The organism is Streptococcus sp. 27098_8_66 (assembly GCF_041431945.1).
In the GTDB taxonomy this organism is placed as follows: domain Bacteria; phylum Bacillota; class Bacilli; order Lactobacillales; family Streptococcaceae; genus Streptococcus; species Streptococcus dentalis.
In genome coordinates this window covers 103,324-124,396 of sequence record NZ_JAPVYS010000005.1, presented here as the reverse complement: position 1 = coordinate 124,396, position 21,073 = coordinate 103,324, and the positions used below count along the sequence as shown (strand labels likewise).

Annotated in this window: 20 protein-coding genes and 2 tRNA genes; 5 read left to right on the top strand and 17 right to left on the bottom strand. The window is 34.7% G+C overall.

Going from position 1 to position 21,073, the window contains the following annotated elements:
• Positions 1-51 precede the first annotated feature (51 nt).
• The 12 genes from O3642_RS05815 to ychF form a co-directional block, all read right to left on the bottom strand.
• Positions 52-531, bottom strand: a complete 480-nt coding sequence (locus tag O3642_RS05815) for a hypothetical protein (protein WP_003010759.1) — start codon at positions 529-531, stop codon at positions 52-54.
• Between the two features lie 154 nt (positions 532-685).
• Positions 686-757 (bottom strand) — tRNA-Glu (locus O3642_RS05810).
• A 92-nt stretch (positions 758-849) separates the two neighbouring features.
• Positions 850-2,823, bottom strand: a complete 1,974-nt coding sequence (ftsH, locus tag O3642_RS05805; protein ID WP_371605580.1) for an ATP-dependent zinc metalloprotease FtsH — start codon at positions 2,821-2,823, stop codon at positions 850-852.
• A gap of 10 nt (positions 2,824-2,833) precedes the next feature.
• Positions 2,834-3,376 carry a hypoxanthine phosphoribosyltransferase gene (gene hpt / locus O3642_RS05800; protein ID WP_118096238.1) on the bottom strand — a complete coding sequence of 181 codons (543 nt, stop codon included), beginning with the start codon at positions 3,374-3,376 and terminating at the stop codon, positions 2,834-2,836.
• Between the two features lie 4 nt (positions 3,377-3,380).
• Positions 3,381-4,655 (bottom strand): tRNA lysidine(34) synthetase TilS, encoded by a 1,275-nt coding sequence (gene tilS / locus O3642_RS05795; protein ID WP_342986759.1) that lies wholly within the window; start codon positions 4,653-4,655, stop codon positions 3,381-3,383.
• Positions 4,655-5,920 carry a serine hydrolase gene (locus O3642_RS05790; RefSeq protein WP_371605579.1) on the bottom strand — a complete coding sequence of 422 codons (1,266 nt, stop codon included), beginning with the start codon at positions 5,918-5,920 and terminating at the stop codon, positions 4,655-4,657. The genes tilS and O3642_RS05790 overlap by 1 nt, the downstream gene beginning before the upstream one ends.
• Positions 5,913-6,041: an SP_0009 family protein gene (locus O3642_RS05785; protein WP_003002204.1), complete on the bottom strand. Its 129-nt coding sequence runs from the start codon at positions 6,039-6,041 to the stop codon at positions 5,913-5,915. The genes O3642_RS05790 and O3642_RS05785 overlap by 8 nt, the downstream gene beginning before the upstream one ends.
• Before the next feature lie 3 nt (positions 6,042-6,044).
• Positions 6,045-6,413 carry a septum formation initiator family protein gene (locus tag O3642_RS05780; protein WP_155127526.1) on the bottom strand — a complete coding sequence of 123 codons (369 nt, stop codon included), beginning with the start codon at positions 6,411-6,413 and terminating at the stop codon, positions 6,045-6,047.
• Entirely contained in the window at positions 6,406-6,672 is a 267-nt protein-coding gene (locus O3642_RS05775; RefSeq protein ID WP_155127523.1) for an RNA-binding S4 domain-containing protein, read from the bottom strand. The genes O3642_RS05780 and O3642_RS05775 overlap by 8 nt, the downstream gene beginning before the upstream one ends.
• Before the next feature lie 68 nt (positions 6,673-6,740).
• Entirely contained in the window at positions 6,741-10,235 is a 3,495-nt protein-coding gene (gene mfd / locus O3642_RS05770; protein ID WP_371605578.1) for a transcription-repair coupling factor, read from the bottom strand.
• A gap of 4 nt (positions 10,236-10,239) precedes the next feature.
• The gene (gene pth, locus O3642_RS05765; RefSeq protein ID WP_003002186.1) at positions 10,240-10,809 is read right to left on the bottom strand and encodes an aminoacyl-tRNA hydrolase; all 570 of its coding nucleotides are present in this window, start codon (positions 10,807-10,809) and stop codon (positions 10,240-10,242) included.
• 68 nt (positions 10,810-10,877) lie between these two features.
• Entirely contained in the window at positions 10,878-11,993 is a 1,116-nt protein-coding gene (ychF, locus tag O3642_RS05760; protein ID WP_003010773.1) for a redox-regulated ATPase YchF, read from the bottom strand.
• A 156-nt stretch (positions 11,994-12,149) separates the two neighbouring features.
• On the opposite strand from ychF, the gene O3642_RS05755 reads away from it, so the two are divergent.
• Positions 12,150-12,644, top strand: a complete 495-nt coding sequence (locus O3642_RS05755; RefSeq protein WP_155127517.1) for a DUF1307 domain-containing protein — start codon at positions 12,150-12,152, stop codon at positions 12,642-12,644.
• A gap of 35 nt (positions 12,645-12,679) precedes the next feature.
• On the opposite strand, the gene O3642_RS05750 is transcribed toward O3642_RS05755, so the two are convergent.
• From O3642_RS05750 to O3642_RS05730, 5 genes are all read right to left on the bottom strand, one after another.
• Positions 12,680-12,871: a DUF951 domain-containing protein gene (locus O3642_RS05750; RefSeq protein WP_003002008.1), complete on the bottom strand. Its 192-nt coding sequence runs from the start codon at positions 12,869-12,871 to the stop codon at positions 12,680-12,682.
• A 12-nt stretch (positions 12,872-12,883) separates the two neighbouring features.
• Complete coding sequence (gene dnaN, locus O3642_RS05745; protein ID WP_003010786.1) at positions 12,884-14,020, bottom strand: DNA polymerase III subunit beta; 1,137 nt, start codon at positions 14,018-14,020, stop codon at positions 12,884-12,886.
• Between the two features lie 159 nt (positions 14,021-14,179).
• Positions 14,180-15,538: a chromosomal replication initiator protein DnaA gene (gene dnaA / locus O3642_RS05740; RefSeq protein WP_003002121.1), complete on the bottom strand. Its 1,359-nt coding sequence runs from the start codon at positions 15,536-15,538 to the stop codon at positions 14,180-14,182.
• A gap of 266 nt (positions 15,539-15,804) precedes the next feature.
• On the bottom strand, positions 15,805-16,566 hold the full coding sequence (locus O3642_RS05735) for a ParB/RepB/Spo0J family partition protein (protein WP_369087942.1): 762 nt from the start codon (positions 16,564-16,566) through the stop codon (positions 15,805-15,807).
• Positions 16,567-16,637: 71 nt separating this feature from the next.
• Complete coding sequence (locus O3642_RS05730; protein ID WP_151379379.1) at positions 16,638-17,819, bottom strand: S1C family serine protease; 1,182 nt, start codon at positions 17,817-17,819, stop codon at positions 16,638-16,640.
• 204 nt (positions 17,820-18,023) lie between these two features.
• On the opposite strand from O3642_RS05730, the gene rlmH reads away from it, so the two are divergent.
• From rlmH to O3642_RS05710, 4 genes are all read left to right on the top strand, one after another.
• Positions 18,024-18,503: a 23S rRNA (pseudouridine(1915)-N(3))-methyltransferase RlmH gene (gene rlmH / locus O3642_RS05725; RefSeq protein ID WP_003009233.1), complete on the top strand. Its 480-nt coding sequence runs from the start codon at positions 18,024-18,026 to the stop codon at positions 18,501-18,503.
• A gap of 42 nt (positions 18,504-18,545) precedes the next feature.
• Positions 18,546-18,619 (top strand) — tRNA-Arg (locus O3642_RS05720).
• Positions 18,620-18,965: 346 nt separating this feature from the next.
• The gene (locus O3642_RS05715; protein ID WP_270300096.1) at positions 18,966-20,306 is read left to right on the top strand and encodes a GHKL domain-containing protein; all 1,341 of its coding nucleotides are present in this window, start codon (positions 18,966-18,968) and stop codon (positions 20,304-20,306) included.
• A complete protein-coding gene (locus O3642_RS05710) occupies positions 20,303-21,061 on the top strand; it encodes a LytTR family DNA-binding domain-containing protein (RefSeq protein ID WP_151379380.1) in 759 nt (252 codons plus the stop codon). The genes O3642_RS05715 and O3642_RS05710 overlap by 4 nt, the downstream gene beginning before the upstream one ends.
• Positions 21,062-21,073 lie beyond the last annotated feature (12 nt).

Genomic DNA, 21,073 nt, shown 5'->3' with positions numbered 1-21,073 from the left:
TTTTTTTTTACTTTCTTGAAAGTTCATTTAAACACTCTTAACTTTCAGTTTTTAAATTGAATTTTTAAAATCCTTTAAATAGTTCTCTAATTTCTTTTTCATTTTTGTTTTTCCTAGACATCTTCTGTTTGCTAGTAATGCTTCATATTGTTCTTTTTCTTTTACTGTTAATTTTTCTTTAAAACGTTTTAAAGAATCTCTTAAAACAACCAGTTCATCTAAATATATTTTTCTTGATGAAATTCTGTGGCTAATTTCTCCAATTTCAATATATGGAAGTCTATTAATTTTTCTTTTATCACTTTCCTGTTGTCTTATTTTATCTTTAATATGATTTCTAAATTTTGTTTTAAAATATGTATAAAGCAACTCTTCATTTGTTTCTATTTCAGGATTTTTTTGATAAAGTTCAAATAGAGTTAGCTGACCTTCCTGTTCCCAATCGTCTTTTTCCCATAATTGAATATAATATTCTTTTTCACATTTTCTTACGATATATTTTACTTTTTGATACATTTTATTAAATTCCATAAGCTCTCCTTTACTTTTATCTGTATTTTATAAAAATAAAGAAGCCCATTGGACTTTTTTTCTATTCTGCACGTTTTTTTAACTATTTGGTTATTATTTTTAACTATTTTGTCCAAATACACAAAAAAACTGCCACTTGGTGACAGTTTATCGATAGTCCGTACGGGATTCGAACCCGTGTTACCGCCGTGAAAAGGCGGTGTCTTAACCCCTTGACCAACGGACCATTTTTACAACATATTCTATTATACAGAATATTTTTACTCTGTCAACACTTTTTTTATAAAAAAAAGAAGGAAATATTTTCCTTCTTTTAAATTAGTTGTTTTCTTCTAATTTTGACTTAATTTCATCATATGATAAAGGTTTTGCTTCTTCTTCTAATTCATGCTCTGAATTTTCGGGCATTTTTCCTGTTTCGTATAATGATTTAATTTGAACACTATCCAAGGTTTCATATTTTAATAGAGCTTCAGCAATCAGTTTATGCGTTTCTCTATTTCCTTGAATAATTTCCGCAGCTTTATTACGGGCTTCATTCAACAGACCACGAACTTCTTCGTCAATTTCGTAAGCCGTTTGTTCTGAAATCATTTTTTGTGGGCTTTGAGCACCAAACATTGCATGATTTCCTTCATATTGAACAGGTCCAAGTTTTTCACTCATACCATATTCTGTTACCATCGCACGCGCCATTTGGGTTGCTTGTTCGAAGTCATTTGAAGCACCTGTTGTTTGCGAATTAAAAATAATTTCTTCGGCAACACGTCCTCCCATGAGCCCTGCTAATTGTTCTTTCATGTCTTCTTTAGAAAGTAACATTTGATCTTCTTTAGGAAGGGCAATCATGTAACCGCCTGCGCGACCACGTGGAACAATGGTAACTTTATGAACCACACGAGCATTTGATAAGACCAGACCAACAATCGTATGACCAGCTTCGTGATAAGCAACCATTTCACGTTCTTTTTGTGAAATCGTCCGATCTTTCTTAGATGGACCTGCAATAACACGATCTTCTGCTTCATCGATATCAGCAGCATCAATTACTTTTTTATTTCGACGTGCTGCAACCAAGGCTGCTTCATTCAAAACATTTTCGAGATCAGCACCGACAAATCCTGGTGTCTGTTGAGCAACCAATTTTAAGTCGACATCTTGAGCAAGTGGCTTATTCTTAGCGTGAACACGAAGAATCGCCTCACGACCTTTCACATCTGGACGTCCAACTAATACTTTACGGTCAAAACGGCCAGGACGAAGAAGGGCAGGGTCAAGGACATCAGAACGGTTTGTTGCTGCGATAACAATGATTCCTTCGTTACCTTCAAAACCATCCATCTCAATCAAGAGTTGGTTGAGGGTTTGCTCACGTTCATCATTTCCGCCACCAAGACCTACACCACGTTGGCGCCCAACAGCATCAATTTCATCGATAAAGATAATGGCTGGTGCTGCTTTTTTAGCATCTTCAAAAAGTGAACGAACCCGGCTAGCACCGACTCCGACAAACATTTCAACGAAGTCAGAACCAGAGATACTGAAGAATGGCACCCCAGCTTCACCAGCTACTGCTTTTGCTAAAAGTGTTTTACCTGTTCCCGGAGGGCCTTCAAGAAGCACTCCTGCTGGGATTCTTGCACCTAATTTAGTAAAGCGTTTTGGATCTTTTAAAAATTCAACAACTTCAACAAGTTCTTGTTTTTCTTCTTCAGCCCCTGCTACATCTGAAAAACGAACTTTTATATCTTCTTTATTAGCAGCACGGGCTTTATTGCGACCAAAGTTCATGGCACCGCGGGCACCTCCGCCACCGCCTTGGTTCATCATTGAGAAGAAGAAGAACATGACGATAACAAATGGAACAATTGAAGTGAGAATTGTTATCCACATGCCACTTGAGCTCTCACGCTTGATGGTGATTTCTGCTTTGTGGTCAGCTGCTAATTTTTGTAATTCATTGACGGTGATATCAGATGGAAGGATGACACTAGTAAAGCGAGATACTTTTTGAACACTTGGGGTAAAAAATTGAATTCCTGTATCTTCTTTTGATTCTTTTACTTTATTATAGGTCCCTGCAATTTCAATCACACTACCATTTGGTTGGTAACTGATCGTTTTTACATTATCATTTTTAATTTCTTTGACCAATTCTGTGTAGTTGATTTGCTGACTTTGACCAACTCCATTACCCGCAAAAAAGTACTGGAATCCTGTCACAGCTGCTACAATAATCAACAAATACAGAAATGGATTTCGAACAAAACCGTTATTTTTTCTGTTATTCATCTAGTCTCCTCTATTTTGAGTACACTTCCTCTTTTAATACACCAACATAGGGTAGGTTACGATAATTTTCATCATAGTCTAAACCATATCCTACAACAAACTCATTTGGAATCGTAAAGCAGGTGTAATCTGCTTCAATCTCAACCAAACGTCCCTCAGGTTTATCCAGTAAGGTAGCAATCTTTACAGATGCCACATTTCGTTCTTCAAAGAGTTCTTTTAGACTCTTGAGGGTTTTACCTGTATCGATAATATCTTCTACAAATAAAATATCTCTACCAGTAATATCTTGGTCGATATCCTTGATAATATTAATAATACCTGAGCTTGCTGTCCCACCATGATAACTTGAAACCAGCATAAAATCCAATTCAATATGTGTATCCACGTGATTGATCAACTCTGCCATAAAGGGAACAGAGCCTTTCAAAATCCCAACAAAAATTGGATTTTTTCCTTGGTACTCTTTTGTTAGGGTTTCACCCAATTTCTTTGCTGCTTCTACAATTTCATCATGTGAAACCAATACTTTTTTTATATCTTTTTCTAACATGTTTTTACCTATCTATTTTTTGAATATAAAGACTATCTTTCATTATACCACTTTTTGAGGGTTGACTCAAATCACTCGTTACCAATCCCACTACAGAAAGAATATTATGATTTTGTTCTATAATGAGAGCCTTTTCCCGAAGAGAAATTGGAATTTTCTGGTTGATAAACCACCGTCTTAATTTTTGATGGTGGCCATTAATAAGCAACTGATCTCCTTCCTTTCTCCCTCTAATTAAGATGGGGCTTTCGCGTGAAACAGAAAGAATTTCTACATTTTTCCCTACTAATAGTTGCCCAAAAGATAGTTTATAATTTGCAATTTCAAAGATATTCCCAAATTCTAACAAAAGCGGGAGGGGGTGGTCATCAGACTTTTGACTGATTTTTTGTATTTCAAAGAAATCATATTCTTGATGTAGTTCATAATTCGACTTTAAATAATGAACGCAATTTCTTTTTTTTCGCAGTAAATTTAATAATTCTTGAAACTGTACCCTACCAAGTTGCAAATCTGGAAATTGTGCCAGATATTCTTCTAATAAGAATGATTGTACAGAATCAGAATACGTTCTAAAAGAAGCTAAATCTTGAATGGTTAACTCGCTAGTCAATTCTTTCAATGCTTGGTGCCAATGAGTCACTTCCTCTGCTAAATAACGAAGACTTGCTTGTATTTGAGGATTTTCTTTTTCAAATTCTGGAAGGTATTGATGGCGTACACGATTGCGAAAATAATCCTGTGAGTCATTGCTACTATCTTCAAAGTGAGAGATTTTCATCAACTCATCTTTGGTAAAAGTTAACAAAGGACGGATTAGCTCACCCTTGCCAAATGGTTGGCGTACAGAAATGCCACTTAAGTGACGTAATTTAGTTCCTCGTATCAAGCGCATGAAAGTTGTTTCAGCTTGATCGTTTGCATGATGACCTGTTACTAAAGCGGTGCAATCCTCTTTCTCCATAATCTGTTTAAAAAAATCATAACGAAAGGTACGAGCTTTTGCTTCTGTAAAATCACCCGAATAGTGAGCTACATGAATACGTGTCTCTCGCCTATCAGCTAGCGTTCGAAGTTCACTTTCTTCTAAATCTGATTCTGGTCTTTGTCCATGATTGACATGAGCGAGTACCAGATGGATTTTCAATCGTTCTTTATTCTTATATAAAAGTTCATACAGATTCATTGAATCCAATCCACCAGATAAGGCAACCAAAACACGGCGATGGGGAGTAAATAGATCTTGTTTTTCACAAAACTCTAAAAATCGCTTTTCCATTATTTCAATACCTCATAGATATCTTTTGAAATGTTGGAAATCGTATCATAATTCGAATGATCTGTAAAAATGGCTATTACATAGGGTGAATTTGTGTATACAATCGCAACATCATGTCTAAAATCATAGGCATCTCCAATTTTATGAGCAACTTTTACTGGAATGTCACGCGCAATCCGTTGATCATCATATTTTGTAGAGGAGAGTGCATCAATAATAGGGCCATTTTGTTGATAGATAGCCTCCATGACATTGCCAGCCATTTCAGCGGATGCTTCTCTTTTTTCAACATCCCAATGTTTCTTTGCAATTTTATCCAAAGTTTTTTGGAAGTCTTGATCTGATTGATGAGTGACATAATAATTCAAGATATTATGTCCAACATTATCTGATTCTTTTGCAATTTTATCTACCAACTCTTGAACACTGTATTCTTTTCCATCTGGTGTTTTTGAAAGGCTACCACTTCCTTCTGGTTCATAGCCACCTTTAAAATCATTGACTTCTGGAATATATTTGTAGGTTGTAGTTGGAGAAATGGCTTTTTTATTAAGCTGTTCTTGGACATAGTACAAGTATGGTAATTTTGTGACACTAGCAGAATACATTTCTTTTTGCGGATTGATTCCAGCAGTATTTCCAGTCGTTAATTGTTTTACATAGATTCCATACGAAGGAGAATTGTATTTACTATTTAACAAGTCCTGGACTTTTTCCATTCGATTATCTTTTTCAGTAATGAATGCTTTGTTCACCCAGCCCTGACCTTCAATCTCCACAAACTCATCTCGTAAAGTTTTAGCTGTACGTAAGACTGTCACTTTTGTATAAGGAGAAAGAGGGGAATTTTTTTCTTTTGCTCCATTTATTAAGGGTCGGTCGTACACTTTAAAACCAGGTTTTAGCCACATGTCTTGTTTTTTTTCTTGTGTTTCTTGTACAACATCAGAAAAAATGACAGAAGAATCTGCTAATACATATCCTTTATCTGCTATTTTAAATACAGCTTTCCCTTCATCATTTACAAAGAGTTGTTCGATTGTAAACGGTGTGTTGGGGAGAATTTCTCCTTTTGCTTTTTTCAACTGAGGATCAGAAAAAACAGAAATTTTGCGATAGATATTAGGGTTCGCTGGAATTGAAGAAAAATAAAGTTCTGATGGATGAGCCATTGTCTGAGAAGACTCAGACTGCTCGATACTCGCTGCTTGAGACCCAATAAATAAAATTGGAACTAACAATAGGAGCAGAAATCGTTTAGACACCTGTATTCCTTTCATTTTCATCCTTTTGAAGTTTGATCATTTGGTTTTTCTTTTTTAATTCCTCTAATTTTTCATCCGAAAATTCAAGAAATTGTTTAACTGTTTGTAAGATATTTTCCATCGGTTATTGTGGGAGTAAATCTGGGATGGTATAAACATATTCACCATCTTTTGAAAAAGAATACTTAGCGCGTGCATATTTTGTTGCATAATCATCGTCTTTTAATTTTTTAGCGATGTCTTGTTGGTATTCTTTTTGTTCACTTGTTTCTTTATACTCTTTTTCCAACTGTTTGTATTGTTCTTTTTTATCTTGTAGTGATTGATAGCTCTGGGCTAAATTATATGTTGGAAGAATAAACAGTAACATGACCAATATCAAGACGAGTCCCATAAAACGATTGCGTTTTTTTCTTTCTTCTTCTAAAAAACGTTTTCGCTGGCTTTCGTCTTTGATATATTTATTGTTCATTTGAACGATATTTTTAGACATCTTCTTCTATCCTTGTTTCACTAATTATTTCGTACATTTTGGATGCATCTTCTTTTTTTGTACTATCCAACATTTCCAAGACTTTAACCGTCAATACTTTATTTCCAAAACGAACTTCAATTTGATCATTCACTTTCAAATCCGTTGAACTTTTGGCTAATACTCCATTGACTTTGATTCGCCCTTTATCTGCAACTTCCTTTGCAACAGGACGACGCTTAATAATGCGAGAAACTTTTAAATATTTATCTAATCTCATACTGTCACCTCTAACATAGTATTGTATCATTTTTTATACATAAAATGCGAAAAATGAGCTAAGAACTGCTAGTTCTCTTCTTTTTCCTGTTTAATTTCCAATAAGGTTTGACCAAATTGCTTCAGAGCTTCTAAAATTTCAAAATCTTTCTTATTTCGAATATCAAAGATCACTTCAATCAATCCTTTTTCTTCTGCAATCTGTGCCTTTAACTGTGTCATTGATAGAGCTTTGAAATAATCCTGTGTTAAAAACAGTTGTTTGGTAATAGGTTCAAATTTCACTGTCACTTTTTGTTGTTTTCTCTCAACAAGACGGACAAAGACTTGATCCAAGTAAGCTTTCACTAAACCAATTTCAAGTAGGTAGGCGACAACATCTGGGTATTCTCCAAAACGATCAATCAATTCATCTTGCAAGTATTCATAGTCCGTCGCAGAATTTATTTCACGAATTTGTTTGTAAATTTCAATTTTTTGACGTTGATCTGAAATATATTCATTAGGTAAATATGCATCTATTTGAAGGTTCAACTCTGCATTGCTCTTTTGCCTGCGATGCTCTTGACCTTGTTTCTTAGCAATAGCTTCCTCTAACAATTGAGAATACATTTCAAAACCAACTGAATCGATGAAACCAGATTGAGAAGCTCCAAGGATATTCCCTGCTCCACGGATCGATAGATCTCGCATAGCAATTTTAAATCCAGACCCCAACTCAGTAAAACCTTTAATAGCTTCTAAACGTTTTTCAGACACTTCTGTAAGAGATTTGTCTGGACGATACATCAAATAAGCATAAGCAATTCGATTGCTTCTTCCTACACGACCTCTTAGTTGATAAAGCGTTGAAAGTCCCATATGATCCGCATTTTCAATAAAGAGTGTATTGGCATTTGGAATATCCACACCTGTCTCAATAATGGTTGTCGTCACTAAGACATCGTATTCGCCATTAATGAAATCCAACAAGGTATTTTCTAAGCGAACTTCACTCATTTGGCCATGAACAAAGCCAATCGAAGCCTCTGGAATCAACTCTTTTAACTCGGATACTTTTTGCTCAATCGTATCTACCTTGTTGTAAAGATAGTACACTTGACCTCCACGATCCATCTCCCGCAACACAGCATCTCGAATAATAGTTGGATTGGTCTCTAATACAAAAGTTTGCACAGGATACCGATTGGTCGGAGGTGTTTCGATGACAGATAAATCTCGAATTCCTAGCATAGACATGTGAAGAGTTCGAGGTATAGGGGTAGCTGTCAAGGTAAGCACATCCACCTTTTTTTTCAATTCTTTCAAGGTTTCTTTGTGCTTCACTCCAAAACGTTGTTCTTCATCGATCACGATTAAGCCTAAGTCTGAAAAAACAACATCTTTGGACAAGAGCCGGTGAGTTCCAATAATAATATCCACTCGTCCTTTTTTCAACTTTTCAAGCGTTTCTTTCTGCTCTGCCTTACTCTGGAAACGACTTAAAACAGCAACCTCTACTGCAAAAGATTCAAAACGCTCCTTAAAATTGGCATAATGTTGTTGGGCAAGAACAGTGGTAGGAACCAGCACTGCTACTTGTTTATGATCATTTACTGCCTTAAAGGCTGCTCGCATAGCAACCTCTGTTTTCCCAAAACCGACGTCTCCAACCAGCAATCGGTCCATCGGACGATTTGATTCCATATCTTTTTTGATTTCTTCAATGGAACGTAATTGATCATCTGTTTCAATATATGGAAAATCTTGTTCAAAAGCCTCTTGATTTTCATCATCTGAAGAATAAGCAAAGCCTTCTAATTGACTACGCTCAGCATAAAGTTTTATCAAATCATCTGCAATGTCCTCCACCTGGGTCTGAACCTTTTGCTTCGTTTTTTGGAAACGCCCATCATTTAACTTGTTGATTTTTGGCGCTTTTCCATCACTTGCAACGTATTTGGACAACATCTGAATCTGATCGACAGGAATCGAGATGCGATCTCCATTTTGATATTGAATTGAAACATAATCACGATGGACACCCGAAATTTCAATCGTTTCAATTCCCAAATATTGACCAATACCATGAACTTGGTGAACAACATAGTCCCCTTTTTCCAATTCATTATAATTTTTTAGGCGTTCTGCATTGGAAATATTTTGCCTTCGAATCTTTCGCTTAATCTTTTTCTGATAAATCTCTGATTCTGTAATGTAGATAATTTTTTCATCAACAAATTGAAAACCGTGAGCTAATCCTCCAACGACTAATTGACTAGCTTGAGGAATGATCGTATCCCCATCAATATAATCTAATCGAATCCCATACTCTTCTAAATTTTTATGGAGCTGTTGAAGATTGTGATGAGAAGTTGCTTGGACAATAACAGTATAGTTTGATTTTCGATACCGTTCAATTTCCTCTTTTAGTAAATCAAATTGTCCAAAAAACTCCTGCATGGGATATTGATTGAATTGATATAAATGATCAAACTTCAGATTTCCCAATCCTTTTTGAAAGTTTGAAAAATAAGTTGCAGGCGTATATTTTCGTAATGTTGTACTGGTGTCTGCAAAATACACTTGGCGAGAAGAAGCTCTATTTTTATGTAAATCTTCCGTCAAGAGATTAGCTGTATCTAGTTCAAATCTCGCTATTTGATCTGCTATTTTTTGATAATCATCCAGAAAGACAGGAGTGTGTTTAGGGAGATAATCGAATAGGGTATATTGTCTCTCATAAAAGAAACTAATAAATTTTCTAAGATCCGGATGGAGTTCCCTTTGAGAAATATCTCCCAGAATTTCTGCTAGATAAGATTTAAATTCTTCATTCGCGCTCTGTTCTTGCAATTGTTCTATTTGCTGCTGACCACGGATAAAATCTTCCTCTTGCAATAATAGATCACTCACTGCCTTCAGTTGAACTTCTTCAACATTTTCAACAGAACGCTGACTTTCTGGGTCAAAGATTCGGATTTCATCAATCTCATCTCCGAAAAATTCAATCCGATAAGGTTGGAGTTGGTCGATCTCAAAGATATCTAAAATATCTCCTCGTAGACTAAACTCTCCCTGTTGCAAAACTTGGCTTACCTTTTGATAGCCAATCTTCTGTAATGTTTCACTCAGAGTAGTTAAGTCTATTTCTTGACCAACCTTCAATTGAAAAATGCTAGATGCAAAAACTTTAGGAGAAGGTAATAGTAGTTTTATACCACTCACATTGGTCACAAGGATACCTTGACGATCCTTTTGACATAAAAAGTTCAAAGCCTCTAATCGTGCAAATTGCCTTTCTTGTGAAGCAAAAACAAATTCTGCTAAAGGGTTATCATCTCCCAAAAATGTATGGACTTTTTCCTCTCCAAGTAAAGCAATAAAATCACTGGCCAATCGTTCCGCTTCGTTATAACTGGAAGTGATGAGGACTGCTTTTTCAATAGAATCAAAGGCTGAAGCCATTACAATAGCCTTTGTAGTCGCAGACAATCCTAAGATCAATTCCCTATTAGTTTTCTGCAAACCTTGTTGCCAGGATAGAAGGTTGGAGTTTTGACTCACTAAATCAATTACATTCATCTACTTACCCGTTGTATTTCTGCATGCTTCTTTCAAAATTTTCTTCTACCAAGTAATCGTTAACCGCTTCTTCTACTCGATCGATTGTTTGTAGAATAGTGATGTAATCGTCTTTATCAAATTTTCCTAAGACATGATGAACAACTGACATGCCCTGCTTAGGTCTTCCAATTCCAATCTTAATTCGATAAAAAGTCTGAGTTCCAATATGATTGATAATCGATTTGATTCCGTTATGACCTCCAGCTGATCCTTTAGCTCGAAGACGAATCTTGCCAACTTCCATATCTAAATCATCGTAAATAACCAAAAGATCTTCAATATCCAGACCATAATAAGTCAGAAGGGCATGGACTGCTTTTCCACTTTCATTCATGAAAGTGGTTGGCTTTACAAAATAGACCTTTTCGCCATTCAAAAATGTTGAGGCGATATCAGCTTGAAAAATCTTATCATGGGAGAAAGTAAGATTTAAAGACTTTGCCATTTGATCAACTAACATAAAGCCTACATTGTGTTTGGTTTCAACATACTTATCACCTGGATTTCCCAATCCAACAATTAATTTCGTCATCTCTTTCCTTTCAAAACACTAAAAGGGTTGGAAATATTTTTTCCAACCTTTACATCTTTTTAACTCTCTTATACATTAAAACGGAATTCCATGATGTCCCCATCTTGGACAACATATTCTTTTCCTTCTTCGCGCAAACGTCCTGCTTCTTTTACAGCCTTTTCAGAACCGTATTTAACCAAATCATCATAGGACATGGTCACAGCACGAATAAATCCTTTTTCAAAATCAGAGTGAATGATTCCAGCTGCTTGAGGAGCTTTCATGCCACGTTTGAAAGTCCAAGCACGCACTTCTTTTTCACCAGCTGTGAAATAAGTACCAAGTCCCAATAAATGGTAAGCTGCACGCGTAAGTTTATCAACTCCAGACTCTGTTAGGCCAATCGCCTCTAAAAATTCTTGTTTATCTGCATCATCTAGTTCAGAAATTTCTTCCTCAGCACGCGCAGAAATCACAACTACTTCCGCATTTTCTGTTGCCGCAAAGTCACGAATTTGCTTCACATACTCGATAGAATCTGGATCTGCAACAACATCTTCATCCACATTTGCTACATAAAGAACTGGTTTGGTAGTCAAAAGGAAAAGTCCCTTCACCACTTTTTGTTCTTCCTCTGTGAATTCAATGGTACGAGCTGATTTACCATCTTCAAGAACTGGTTTGATTTTTTGTAGAACATTAAATTCAGCAACAGAATCTTTATCTTTTTGTGTGCGAGCAATTTTTTCTACACGCGCATAACGTTTATTAACAGACTCTAAGTCGGCTAAAATTAATTCTAAATTGATGGTATCAATATCTGCCAGTGGATCGACAAAGGCATCTTCACGACCTTGCTCCCGCATGACATTTTCATCATCAAAAGCACGTACCACATGGACAATGGCATCTACTTCACGGATGTTAGCCAAGAATTTATTCCCAAGTCCTTCTCCTTTAGAAGCCCCTTTCACAATCCCAGCAATATCTGTAAATTCAAACGTTGTAGGAACTGTCTTCTTAGGAGTAATCATTTCAGTTAATTTTTGAAGTCGTTCATCTGGAACTTCTACCATTCCGACATTAGGATCAATAGTTGCAAAGGGATAGTTTGCGGCCTCTGCTCCGGCCTTTGTAATTGCGTTAAAAAGGGTTGATTTACCAACATTTGGTAAGCCAACGATACCTGCTGTTAATGCCATTTTTCTTTTTCTCCGTTCAAATTTCAATCTTTTTCATTATAACATAATTCAAAAGACAAGTGATGAAAAGAAATTCTGAATTATTACTAAAGTGTAACCTTTACTAAATAAAAAAATATGTTATAATCAAACTATTAATGATAAAGGAGTTTTATTATGAAAAAACTAAATTGGAAATCTATTCTTCTTTCTTTTGTTGCGATTTTTTCTCTCTTGCTATTGGGTGCTTGTGGAAAATCAGTAGAAAAAACTTATATTCAAAGTATTAATCAAGATAGAAAATCAGACGTTCGTATTACCATAAAACATCAGGGAGATAAACTAATCAGTACTGATTCTGTAAGTACAGTTTATTACAAAGGAGCTGGTGTGTCAAAGGATGAAATAAAAAATCTCATTGCTAGTTACGATGAAGAATTCAAAGATGTAAAAGGGTACTCTCATTCCGCAGAATATAAAGATGAATATTTTGTAGAAAAAACGACTATTGATTATACAAAAGCAGATTTAAAAGTATTGCAAGAAAAAAAATTAATCACTGAACAAAAAAGTAGCAAAATTGACTATATTAGCTATGAAAGTATCTTAAAATCTTTTAAATCTATTGGTTTCAAAGAAGTTAAAAATGGAAAATTTGAAGAATTAAAATAATCGAAAAGGTTCAGTCACATATGTGACTGAACCTTTTATAGTACTTTCTTCATTTTTTGTTCAAAATCATGGCGACTCATCATGACCACATGATCACAATTGCTACATTTGATTTTTATGTCTGCACCAAGTCGCGTAATTTCCCAACGATTTGCCTTCTTGCCTGTTTCTTTAATCACACAAGCGTGAGGCTTTTTCATTTCTACAAAATCACCTAACGTATACATGATTCACCTTTGTTAATTTGTGCGAACTGGCGTAATCAATTGAATGAACCCTTGTTCATTTCCTTCTGGAACCAATGTAAACGGTCTAACAGAAGAAATAAAACGAATAACAACTTGTTCACTGTCAATAGCTTTGAGCGCCTCAATCAAATAAGTTGGATTAAAGCTAATGGACAGATCCTCTCCTGAAACGGCGCTCGTATCGATCTCTTCATTTACTCGCCCAACTTCTGGTGAATGAACGTGGGAAGAAACCACTCCATTTTTGAACTCTAATTTAACCGTTCCGTTTTGAGTCGCATTTGAAAGAAGACGAGCACGCTCCATTGCAAATCGAAGGTTGGCTACATTGAAGGTTGCCTCTGTATTGAATTCTGTTGGAATGAGACGGTCTGTATCAGGATAATTTCCTTCTAGCAAACGGGTATAGAAACTAATGTGTTCACTTCTAAATAGAATTTGATTGTTAGCAAAGAAAACTTCAACTGTTTCAATATCATCAGAAAAAACAGAGGTGAATTCACGAAGAGAGCGACTTGGGATGACAACATCAAAGTTGTCTCCATTTTTATCCAGTGTAATCACTTTTTGACTCATACGGTGAGAGTCTGTTGCTACTGTTTTTAGCTCTTTATTATCCGATAGAACAAAGTGAACACCTGTCAAAATTGGCCGACTTTCTTGTACACTTGCTGCAAATGCCGTTTCATTAATTAATTGTTTTAATAATTTTGTTTCCAAAACTAATGGATTACTTGCAGCAATTTCTTGAATACGTGGATATTGATCTGCATCTTTTCCTTTAAGTGTAATTTCTGATTTTCCACTTGTTAAAAGAACCTGTTTTTGTTCAATCTCTTTAAAATCTAAAGTAACATCTGGTAAACTTGAAACCACATTAATAAAGAAAGTTGCTTCCAATAAAATAGAACCTGGAGAGGTCACTAATAAACCAGCATTTTCATCTTTGATAGAAATAAAGTTTTCAATCGAAATTTGGCCATTCGATCCAGATAAGGCAACTCCTTCTGGAGTTACATCAATTTTAATCGTGGAAAGGATTGGGATAGCATTTTTTGAACTGATCGCTCTTTTTGTAGTATTTAGTGCTTGTAAAAATAAAGTTTTGTTAATAGAAAAATTTATCATGGTCATTCCTTTTATTTATTTTATGATTAGTAAGTTAATAGTAATAGTAGGTTGTGTGGAAGTTGTGGAAAACTCTCAGAATCCTGTCTATGACTTGAAAAGTTACTTGTTTAAAAATTGTGCATAATCCCTAGAAGTTTAGAGAAAGTTATCCACAGATTAATTTAATTTTTTCTTGATACTTTGAATTTCGAGTCGAAGATTATCATCTGTATCGACCATACTTTTGATTTTTTCATAGGCATGAATGACAGTCGTGTGGTCTTTCCCACCGAATTCTTTTCCGATTCGAGGCAGTGAGTTGTCCGTCATCTCTCTTGAAAGATACATAGCCACTTGTCGTGCTAGGACAATATTCTGAACTCTTCGAGAACCTTTGATCTCTTTTACACTGACTCCATAGAAGGCTCCAACTGCTTCCTGAATTTTTTCAATGGGAATAACAAGCGTCTTGCTATTATCGTTTTTACGAGCTCGAATAGCTTCAGCTGCAACATCGATCGTAATTTCTTTTAGTTTCTTAACCTTCGCCATTAAAGAAATATCATTTAAGGCACCTTCTAAGTCTCGGACATTTGAATCAAACTGACCAGCTAGATATTCTAATGTGTCATTAGGAAAAATATAGTCTAGATCTTCAATTTTATTTCGTAAGATGGCAATCCGAGTTTCAAAATCAGGCGGTGTTATATTTTGAGTTAGTCCCCATTTGAAACGAGTAACCAACCGCTCTTCAAGACTATCTAAATGATCCGGACTTCGATCGCTTGTTAGAACAATCTGTTTGTTGTCGCTATGAAGGGCATTAAATGTATTAAAAAATTCCTCTTGAGTCGTGACTTTTTTACCACCAAGTGACTGGATATCATCAATCAATAAAAGATCTAAACTTCGATAGGTATTCTTGAAAGTCTTCATTTCTCCTAATCGAAGGTGTTCTAAAAATTCATTAATAAAGGTTTCTGCTGGAACATACTTAACCCGTGCATTTGGAATATTTTCTAGGATTTGATTTCCAATTGCGTTCAATAGGTGAGTCTTTCCAAGCCCTGGTCCACCATAGATAAAGAGAGGGTTGTAAGTTGTTGCAAGATTTTCAGAAACTGCAAGCGCTGCTGCTTTCGCCCAAATATTTCCATCCCCTTGCACAAAATTATCAAAGGTGTACTTTGATTTCAGACCTGTATCAATTTTAGGCAACGGTTCGGTTGTTAAGCTACCTGAAGATAATCTCCTATTCTCACTGCTATGATTGCTAGGAATTTCTTCGGTATCTTCAAAAACGAAATGGAACTTCAAATCTGTATTGTAGACTTCAAAGCTGGCTGTGATCAAAGCATTTTTTAGATTTGTTTCCCAAAATAATTCTTTATAATTTCCATCAAGATAAATGGTAGCAGTCTCTCCATCGATTTTGACTAATTTTGAATCAGCGACAAAAAAATCATAGGCACTATCTTTTAGTTGTAATTGAGCTAATTCTAAAAAACGAGACCAAAATTGCTCTTCTTGTGACACTATCAGACTTCCCTCCTTTTCTTGAATTGTATCAAATCATACTTACTCCTATTCTACCACAAATGACAATAGTTTTCCACAGGCTAAATTTCAAGGAATAAAAATATATTTTTAAACTTTTCCACAAGTTGTGGATTTAAATCCACATTGTTTTTAAAAGTTATCCACAAAGTGGGGATAACTAGAGAATATGCTTATTATTCTGCTATTTTCAAAAGATTTTTATGGTGGAAAAACTTGTCAATACAAAAATAAAAATAACAGCCTTATTTTAGGCTGTTGATAATTCGTTGGTATTCATCGAGACTTGAAAAAGAAATTTGGATAGTTCCTTTATTTTGCGAAGAGGAGTGTATCGTCACTTCTGTTCCCAATATTTTTTTCAATCGTTGTTCCTCTTCTAGTAGGAAACTTTCTTTTATTTTTTTATTTTTCTGTTTTCTTTTTGAACTGATCTTGTTTTCTAATGTTCGAACATTTAAATGATCCTGTTTGATTCGCTCCAACCAAAAGCGCTGCTCTTCTTCATCAAGAGGAATGAGAACACGCGCGTGAGCCGAAGAAATGTCATTTTGAATGACCGCTTCTTGAACAGAGGGAGCTAGATGTAACAAGCGAAGCATATTGCTAATATAGGGTCTAGATTTCCCCATAAATTGAGCGATTTGGTCGTGCTTATATCCATGATCAACTAGCTTCTGGTAGGAGATAGCTTCTTCAATTGGATTTAGATCTTCTCGTTGAAGATTTTCAATAATGGCTTGTCGCATCATTTCTTGATCCGTTAACTCTTTAATAATCGCAGGAACAAGCTCTAATCCAGCAATTTTTGAAGCTCTAAACCGTCTTTCACCTGCAAGCAATTCAAAACCAATTATTGGAGATTTTCTGACAATAATGGGTTGAATTAAGCCATTTTCTTTGATTGACTGAGCCAGTTCTTCTAATTTTTCTTGATCAAATACTTTTCTTGGTTGGAAAGGATTGGTTCGAATGTCCTTTACTGCTATCTTTTCTAATTTTTCCATCTTATGAATAGAATAACACACCTTTACAAATTAGTAAAGGTGTGTTTACAAGTATGTCAAGAAAGTGAAAGTTAATCGCTTAGATCCTCAGTTGATTTTGTCAACTTGATAGAAGTTGTTTGTTGTTTTCCATCACGATAGAATGTGACCTTGATCGTATCATTGATTTGGTGAGAATAAAGGGCAGATTGTAAATCTGCAGTTGACTCGATATCTGTATCATCAATCTTTGTGATGACATCGTAGCGTTGCAATTTATCTGAAGCAGGCATATTTTCAAGTGTTGAACGAACCAGTACCCCTCCAGAGATTTTTTCAGGAAGTTTTAATTGGCTTAAATCAGAAGTTGAAAGATTGGATAAATCCATCATTTGGATTCCAAGAGCTGGTCGAACCACTTTTCCTTTTTCTTCTAGTTGCTTGATAATATTGACAACATCATTTGCAGGAATTGCAAATCCCATTCCTTCTACTGAAGTTTGTCCGTTATTTGAAATTTTACTTGAGGTAATTCCAATGACTTGTCCTTGAATATTGATTAATGGACCTCCAGAATTCCCTGGGTTGATGGCTGCATCTGTTTGTAAGGCACGTGTAGAGATATTTTGTCCATTATCGGCTTTCAATTTCACATTGCGGCCTTGGCTGGAAATAATCCCTTGGGTAACAGAATTAGCATAATCTGTTCCAAGAGGGCTACCGATCGCAATCGCAGTCTCACCAACCGTTAATTGGTTTGAATCTCCGAATTCAGCTACTGCCTTTGCTTTATCCGCACTAATGCGAACTACTGCAATATCAGAATAGATATCTGATCCAACTACTTCTCCAGGGACTTTATTACCATCTGCTAAAAGAATATCTACTTTTTTAGCACCATTAATGACATGGGTATTGGTAACAAGGTAGGCATATTTTCCTTCTTTTTTATAAATGACTCCAGAACCTTCACTAGAAATTTGTGAGTCAGAGTTTTCTTCTTTTTCAAACAATCCTTGATTCGAAGAATCAGAATAAGTAATTACAGAAACAACAGCATTTTTCACTTTATCGACGGCTTCACTAGTTGAGGTCGTATTTTTATAAGCTGTTTTAACAGTGGTTGAGTGGACTTGCTTACTTTCAGTATTTGAAGTAGAAGAATGAGATGTTTGTAAGGTTAAAAAGGTTCCAAGAATCCCACCTAGAAAACCCACAACAAAAATGAGGGCTATACTTCCAACTTTTTTCAGTAAATTAGATGAAGATTTCATATTTTCCTCCTAAGGGTATCAAATTATCTAGAGTATAGAAAAACTTTCTTAATTATATCTTAAATAACTAAAGTTATCCACAAATTGTGGATAACCTGTAGAGTTTAGTTGAGAAATGGCTTTAAAAAGAACTTTATAGAATAGCTTTTCTTTCTATAGCTGTGGATTATTTGTGGAATTGAAGAATTATGCTACAATAGGGGAATGAAAATTAAATTGATAACCGTTGGAAAATTAAAAGAAAAATACTTAAAAGATGGGATCGCGGAGTATATTAAAAGGCTTGGTCGATTTGCAAAAGTAGAACAGGTTGAGTTAGTTGATGAAAAAACTCCAGATCGTGCCAGTCAACTCGAAAATCAACAAATCCTTGAAAAAGAGGGGGAACGAATTCTCTCTAAAATTTCAGATAAGGAATATGTGATTGTATTGGCTATTGAAGGCAAACAATTTCCTTCAGAGAAATTTAGTCAAACGATTGATCAGATTATGACATCTGGTTATTCAAACCTTACTTTTGTTATTGGAGGCAGTCTTGGTCTGTCTCCTGAAGTGAAAAAAAGAGGAAATCTATTGATGAGCTTTGGTCAATTAACGCTTCCTCATCAGTTGATGAAATTAGTGTTGGTGGAACAAATCTATCGTGCTTTCATGATTCAACAGGGGAGTCCCTACCATAAATAACCTTGACGCTCCTTCCTTTTTCTGCTAAAATGAAGTAAGTTCGGTCTCATAGCTCAGCTGGATAGAGCATTCGCCTTCTAAGCGAACGGTCGCAGGTTCGAATCCTGCTGGGATCAAATGAAAGATGCAGTTTTTGCTGTGTCTTTTCTTTTTATAAAAAATGTATAAATTTTCATCATCTATTAATTTTTCTATATATTACTATTGATTAATAAAAATGAAATCATTTATTAGAAATATTTTAAAAAAGATCTAATAATCCCTATATAGTGCAAAGTGCAGATTGTGGGAATTATGTAAAATAGTTTTCAATCATGTAACAAAATCGTTAAAAACATTACAATTTCACCCATCCCCTTTAATTTTAGTCTATTTTATATTATAATTTTTTGTATATAAAAATTTTATTTTTTCTAATAATACTAGAATATAATAAAATAGAAAAAAAGTAGGAGAGTTTGTGTGATTCAGTCATTAGTATTGTCTTTTCTCTTAGGAGGGATCATTGTTCTGACGTTTGCATTAGTGGACGAAAAAATCTATCAGGAACATCAATTTTCATTTATCTTTCTGCTGAGCACCTTTGTTCTTCTTTTTGAAAGTCTCTTAGTATTTTTAGATGTGACTCTAGTTTCAAATATTCGACTCTCTGATTTAAATATGCTCTTATGGCCGGTTTATTTATATCCTTATTATCATTATGCTAATCGGATGAATTACTTGTGCACCATTTTTTATTCTTTTTTTACTTATTTAGCGGTTGAAGGAACAGCAACTTTTCTGACGATAATTGTCTCTTCAGTGTTAGGGGATGCTTTTGTAGCAGCTCACTCGATTGTTTATAATATATGTATTCGTTTGGTTTCTTTAGGAATCATTTTGAAGTTAATTGACTTATTTGAATTTGATTTCACTCCTTTTTATGAGAAAGAATTTGAAAAATATTTAAAGAGAGTCATCTGCGTCTATTTCACCATCTTTGTAGTGATTAATTTTGCTTTATGGATTAGTGAACAAGCGCAATTTAAAAATTTTGGGAGTATGTTGGCAACGATTTGTTTTTTCTTTTTTGTAGTCAGCTTATTCCATATGAAAATCGAACGAGATCAGTATCGTAAAAATTTAGCACTGGAGTATAAAGAATTTTCTGAGCAACAAATGAGTCGCTATATGGCTGAAATTCAAAGTCTCTATTCTATTGTTAGGGGATTTCGTCATGATTTGGGAAATTTAGTTATTTCTATGTCATTAGCTATTGAGGAAAAAAATATTTCAGAAATACAGAGAATCCATAGAGAAGTATTAGAAGAAGGTTATAAAAAGATAAATACAGAAGAATTATCAGGATTTAACTTGGTCAATATCAGAGATTCTGCATTACGAAGTATTTTGATTCGTGGCTGGTTGGATGCTAGAGATGCTGGGGTAGAAATGACCTTTGAAACGAGTGAACCAATCGAGCAACTACCAGTTGATTTATTAGATATCGTGAGGATTGTTGGGATTCTAGTGACAAACGCTTTAGAAGCTTCAAAAGAAGCGGAAGAAAAGAAAGTTCATGTTGCTATTTTCTCTATTTCAAAAATTGTTTACTTAGTGATTCATAATACAACAAATGAAATCACTTTTGATATCAGAAAAATATATGAGGAAGGCTATTCGACAAAAGGAGAAAATAGAGGACTAGGATTAAATAATGTGAGAAAAATCTTAGCAAATTATGGAACGATGTTTTTAGAAACAGAATTGCAAGGAAATCGTTTTTTACAAGTTTTGAAGATTGGAGGATATGAACAAGAATGAAGATATTTTTATTAGAAGATGAGCTCTCTCAACAGATACGGGTAGAAAAACATATTGTAGAAATTGCTAAAGAATTAGAAATTAAACTTGAAGTGATTTCTACCGGTAAACTTACGGAATTTGAAAATTATATCCAACATTCGGATATCCACCAATTATATTTTCTAGATATTCATATCCAAGACAATGAATATTGTGGGCTAGAAATTGCTAAAAAAATACGAGAAACAAATCCTTATGCCATTATTGTTTTTATTACTACAAAATCAGAATTCGCTTCTATTACCTATCGTTATAAAGTATCTGCCTTGGATTTTATTGATAAAAATTTGAATGAAGATTTATTTAGATTAAAAATAAAGGAGTGTATTGAGTATCTAACAACTATTCAAATTGGAAATGATGATTTGACAGATTATTTTGAGTATGACTTTAAAGATAAAAAGATAAAAATTCCATTTAAGGATATTCTTTATATTGAGACTGTTGGTTCGGCTTATAAATTAAACTTAGTTGGGAAAAATTTTCAAAAAGAAATTGCGGGAAGTTTATCAGATGTCTTGGAGAAAGATGTGGAGGAGAGATATTTCAGTCCCCATCAATCTTATATCGTAAATAGAAGTATGATCGTTGGGATGGATAAGAAAAGAAAACAGTTGTTGTTGAAAGAAGGGTATTCTTGTCCAATCTCAAGAAGCAATATCAAACGTGTCAAAAAATTAATTGAAGAGCAAAATTTAGAATTTAGTGCTTGACAATTAGTTAAA

What these genes read in the sequence shown, in the direction of transcription:
- O3642_RS05730 (WP_151379379.1), bottom strand. Translation starts at nt 17,819, where the DNA reads ATGAAATCTTCATCTAATTTACTGAAAAAAGTTGGAAGTATAGCCCTC.
- mfd (WP_371605578.1), bottom strand. Translation starts at nt 10,235, where the DNA reads ATGAATGTAATTGATTTAGTGAGTCAAAACTCCAACCTTCTATCCTGG.
- tilS (WP_342986759.1), bottom strand. Translation starts at nt 4,655, where the DNA reads ATGGAAAAGCGATTTTTAGAGTTTTGTGAAAAACAAGATCTATTTACT.
- dnaN (WP_003010786.1), bottom strand. Translation starts at nt 14,020, where the DNA reads ATGATAAATTTTTCTATTAACAAAACTTTATTTTTACAAGCACTAAAT.
- ftsH (WP_371605580.1), bottom strand. Translation starts at nt 2,823, where the DNA reads ATGAATAACAGAAAAAATAACGGTTTTGTTCGAAATCCATTTCTGTAT.
- O3642_RS05750 (WP_003002008.1), bottom strand. Translation starts at nt 12,871, where the DNA reads ATGTATACGTTAGGTGATTTTGTAGAAATGAAAAAGCCTCACGCTTGT.
- O3642_RS05755 (WP_155127517.1), top strand. Translation starts at nt 12,150, where the DNA reads ATGAAAAAACTAAATTGGAAATCTATTCTTCTTTCTTTTGTTGCGATT.
- hpt (WP_118096238.1), bottom strand. Translation starts at nt 3,376, where the DNA reads ATGTTAGAAAAAGATATAAAAAAAGTATTGGTTTCACATGATGAAATT.
- O3642_RS05775 (WP_155127523.1), bottom strand. Translation starts at nt 6,672, where the DNA reads ATGAGATTAGATAAATATTTAAAAGTTTCTCGCATTATTAAGCGTCGT.
- O3642_RS05815 (WP_003010759.1), bottom strand. Translation starts at nt 531, where the DNA reads ATGGAATTTAATAAAATGTATCAAAAAGTAAAATATATCGTAAGAAAA.
- O3642_RS05785 (WP_003002204.1), bottom strand. Translation starts at nt 6,041, where the DNA reads ATGGAAAATATCTTACAAACAGTTAAACAATTTCTTGAATTTTCGGAT.
- O3642_RS05735 (WP_369087942.1), bottom strand. Translation starts at nt 16,566, where the DNA reads ATGGAAAAATTAGAAAAGATAGCAGTAAAGGACATTCGAACCAATCCT.
- O3642_RS05710 (WP_151379380.1), top strand. Translation starts at nt 20,303, where the DNA reads ATGAAGATATTTTTATTAGAAGATGAGCTCTCTCAACAGATACGGGTA.
- ychF (WP_003010773.1), bottom strand. Translation starts at nt 11,993, where the DNA reads ATGGCATTAACAGCAGGTATCGTTGGCTTACCAAATGTTGGTAAATCA.
- pth (WP_003002186.1), bottom strand. Translation starts at nt 10,809, where the DNA reads ATGACGAAATTAATTGTTGGATTGGGAAATCCAGGTGATAAGTATGTT.
- O3642_RS05780 (WP_155127526.1), bottom strand. Translation starts at nt 6,413, where the DNA reads ATGTCTAAAAATATCGTTCAAATGAACAATAAATATATCAAAGACGAA.
- rlmH (WP_003009233.1), top strand. Translation starts at nt 18,024, where the DNA reads ATGAAAATTAAATTGATAACCGTTGGAAAATTAAAAGAAAAATACTTA.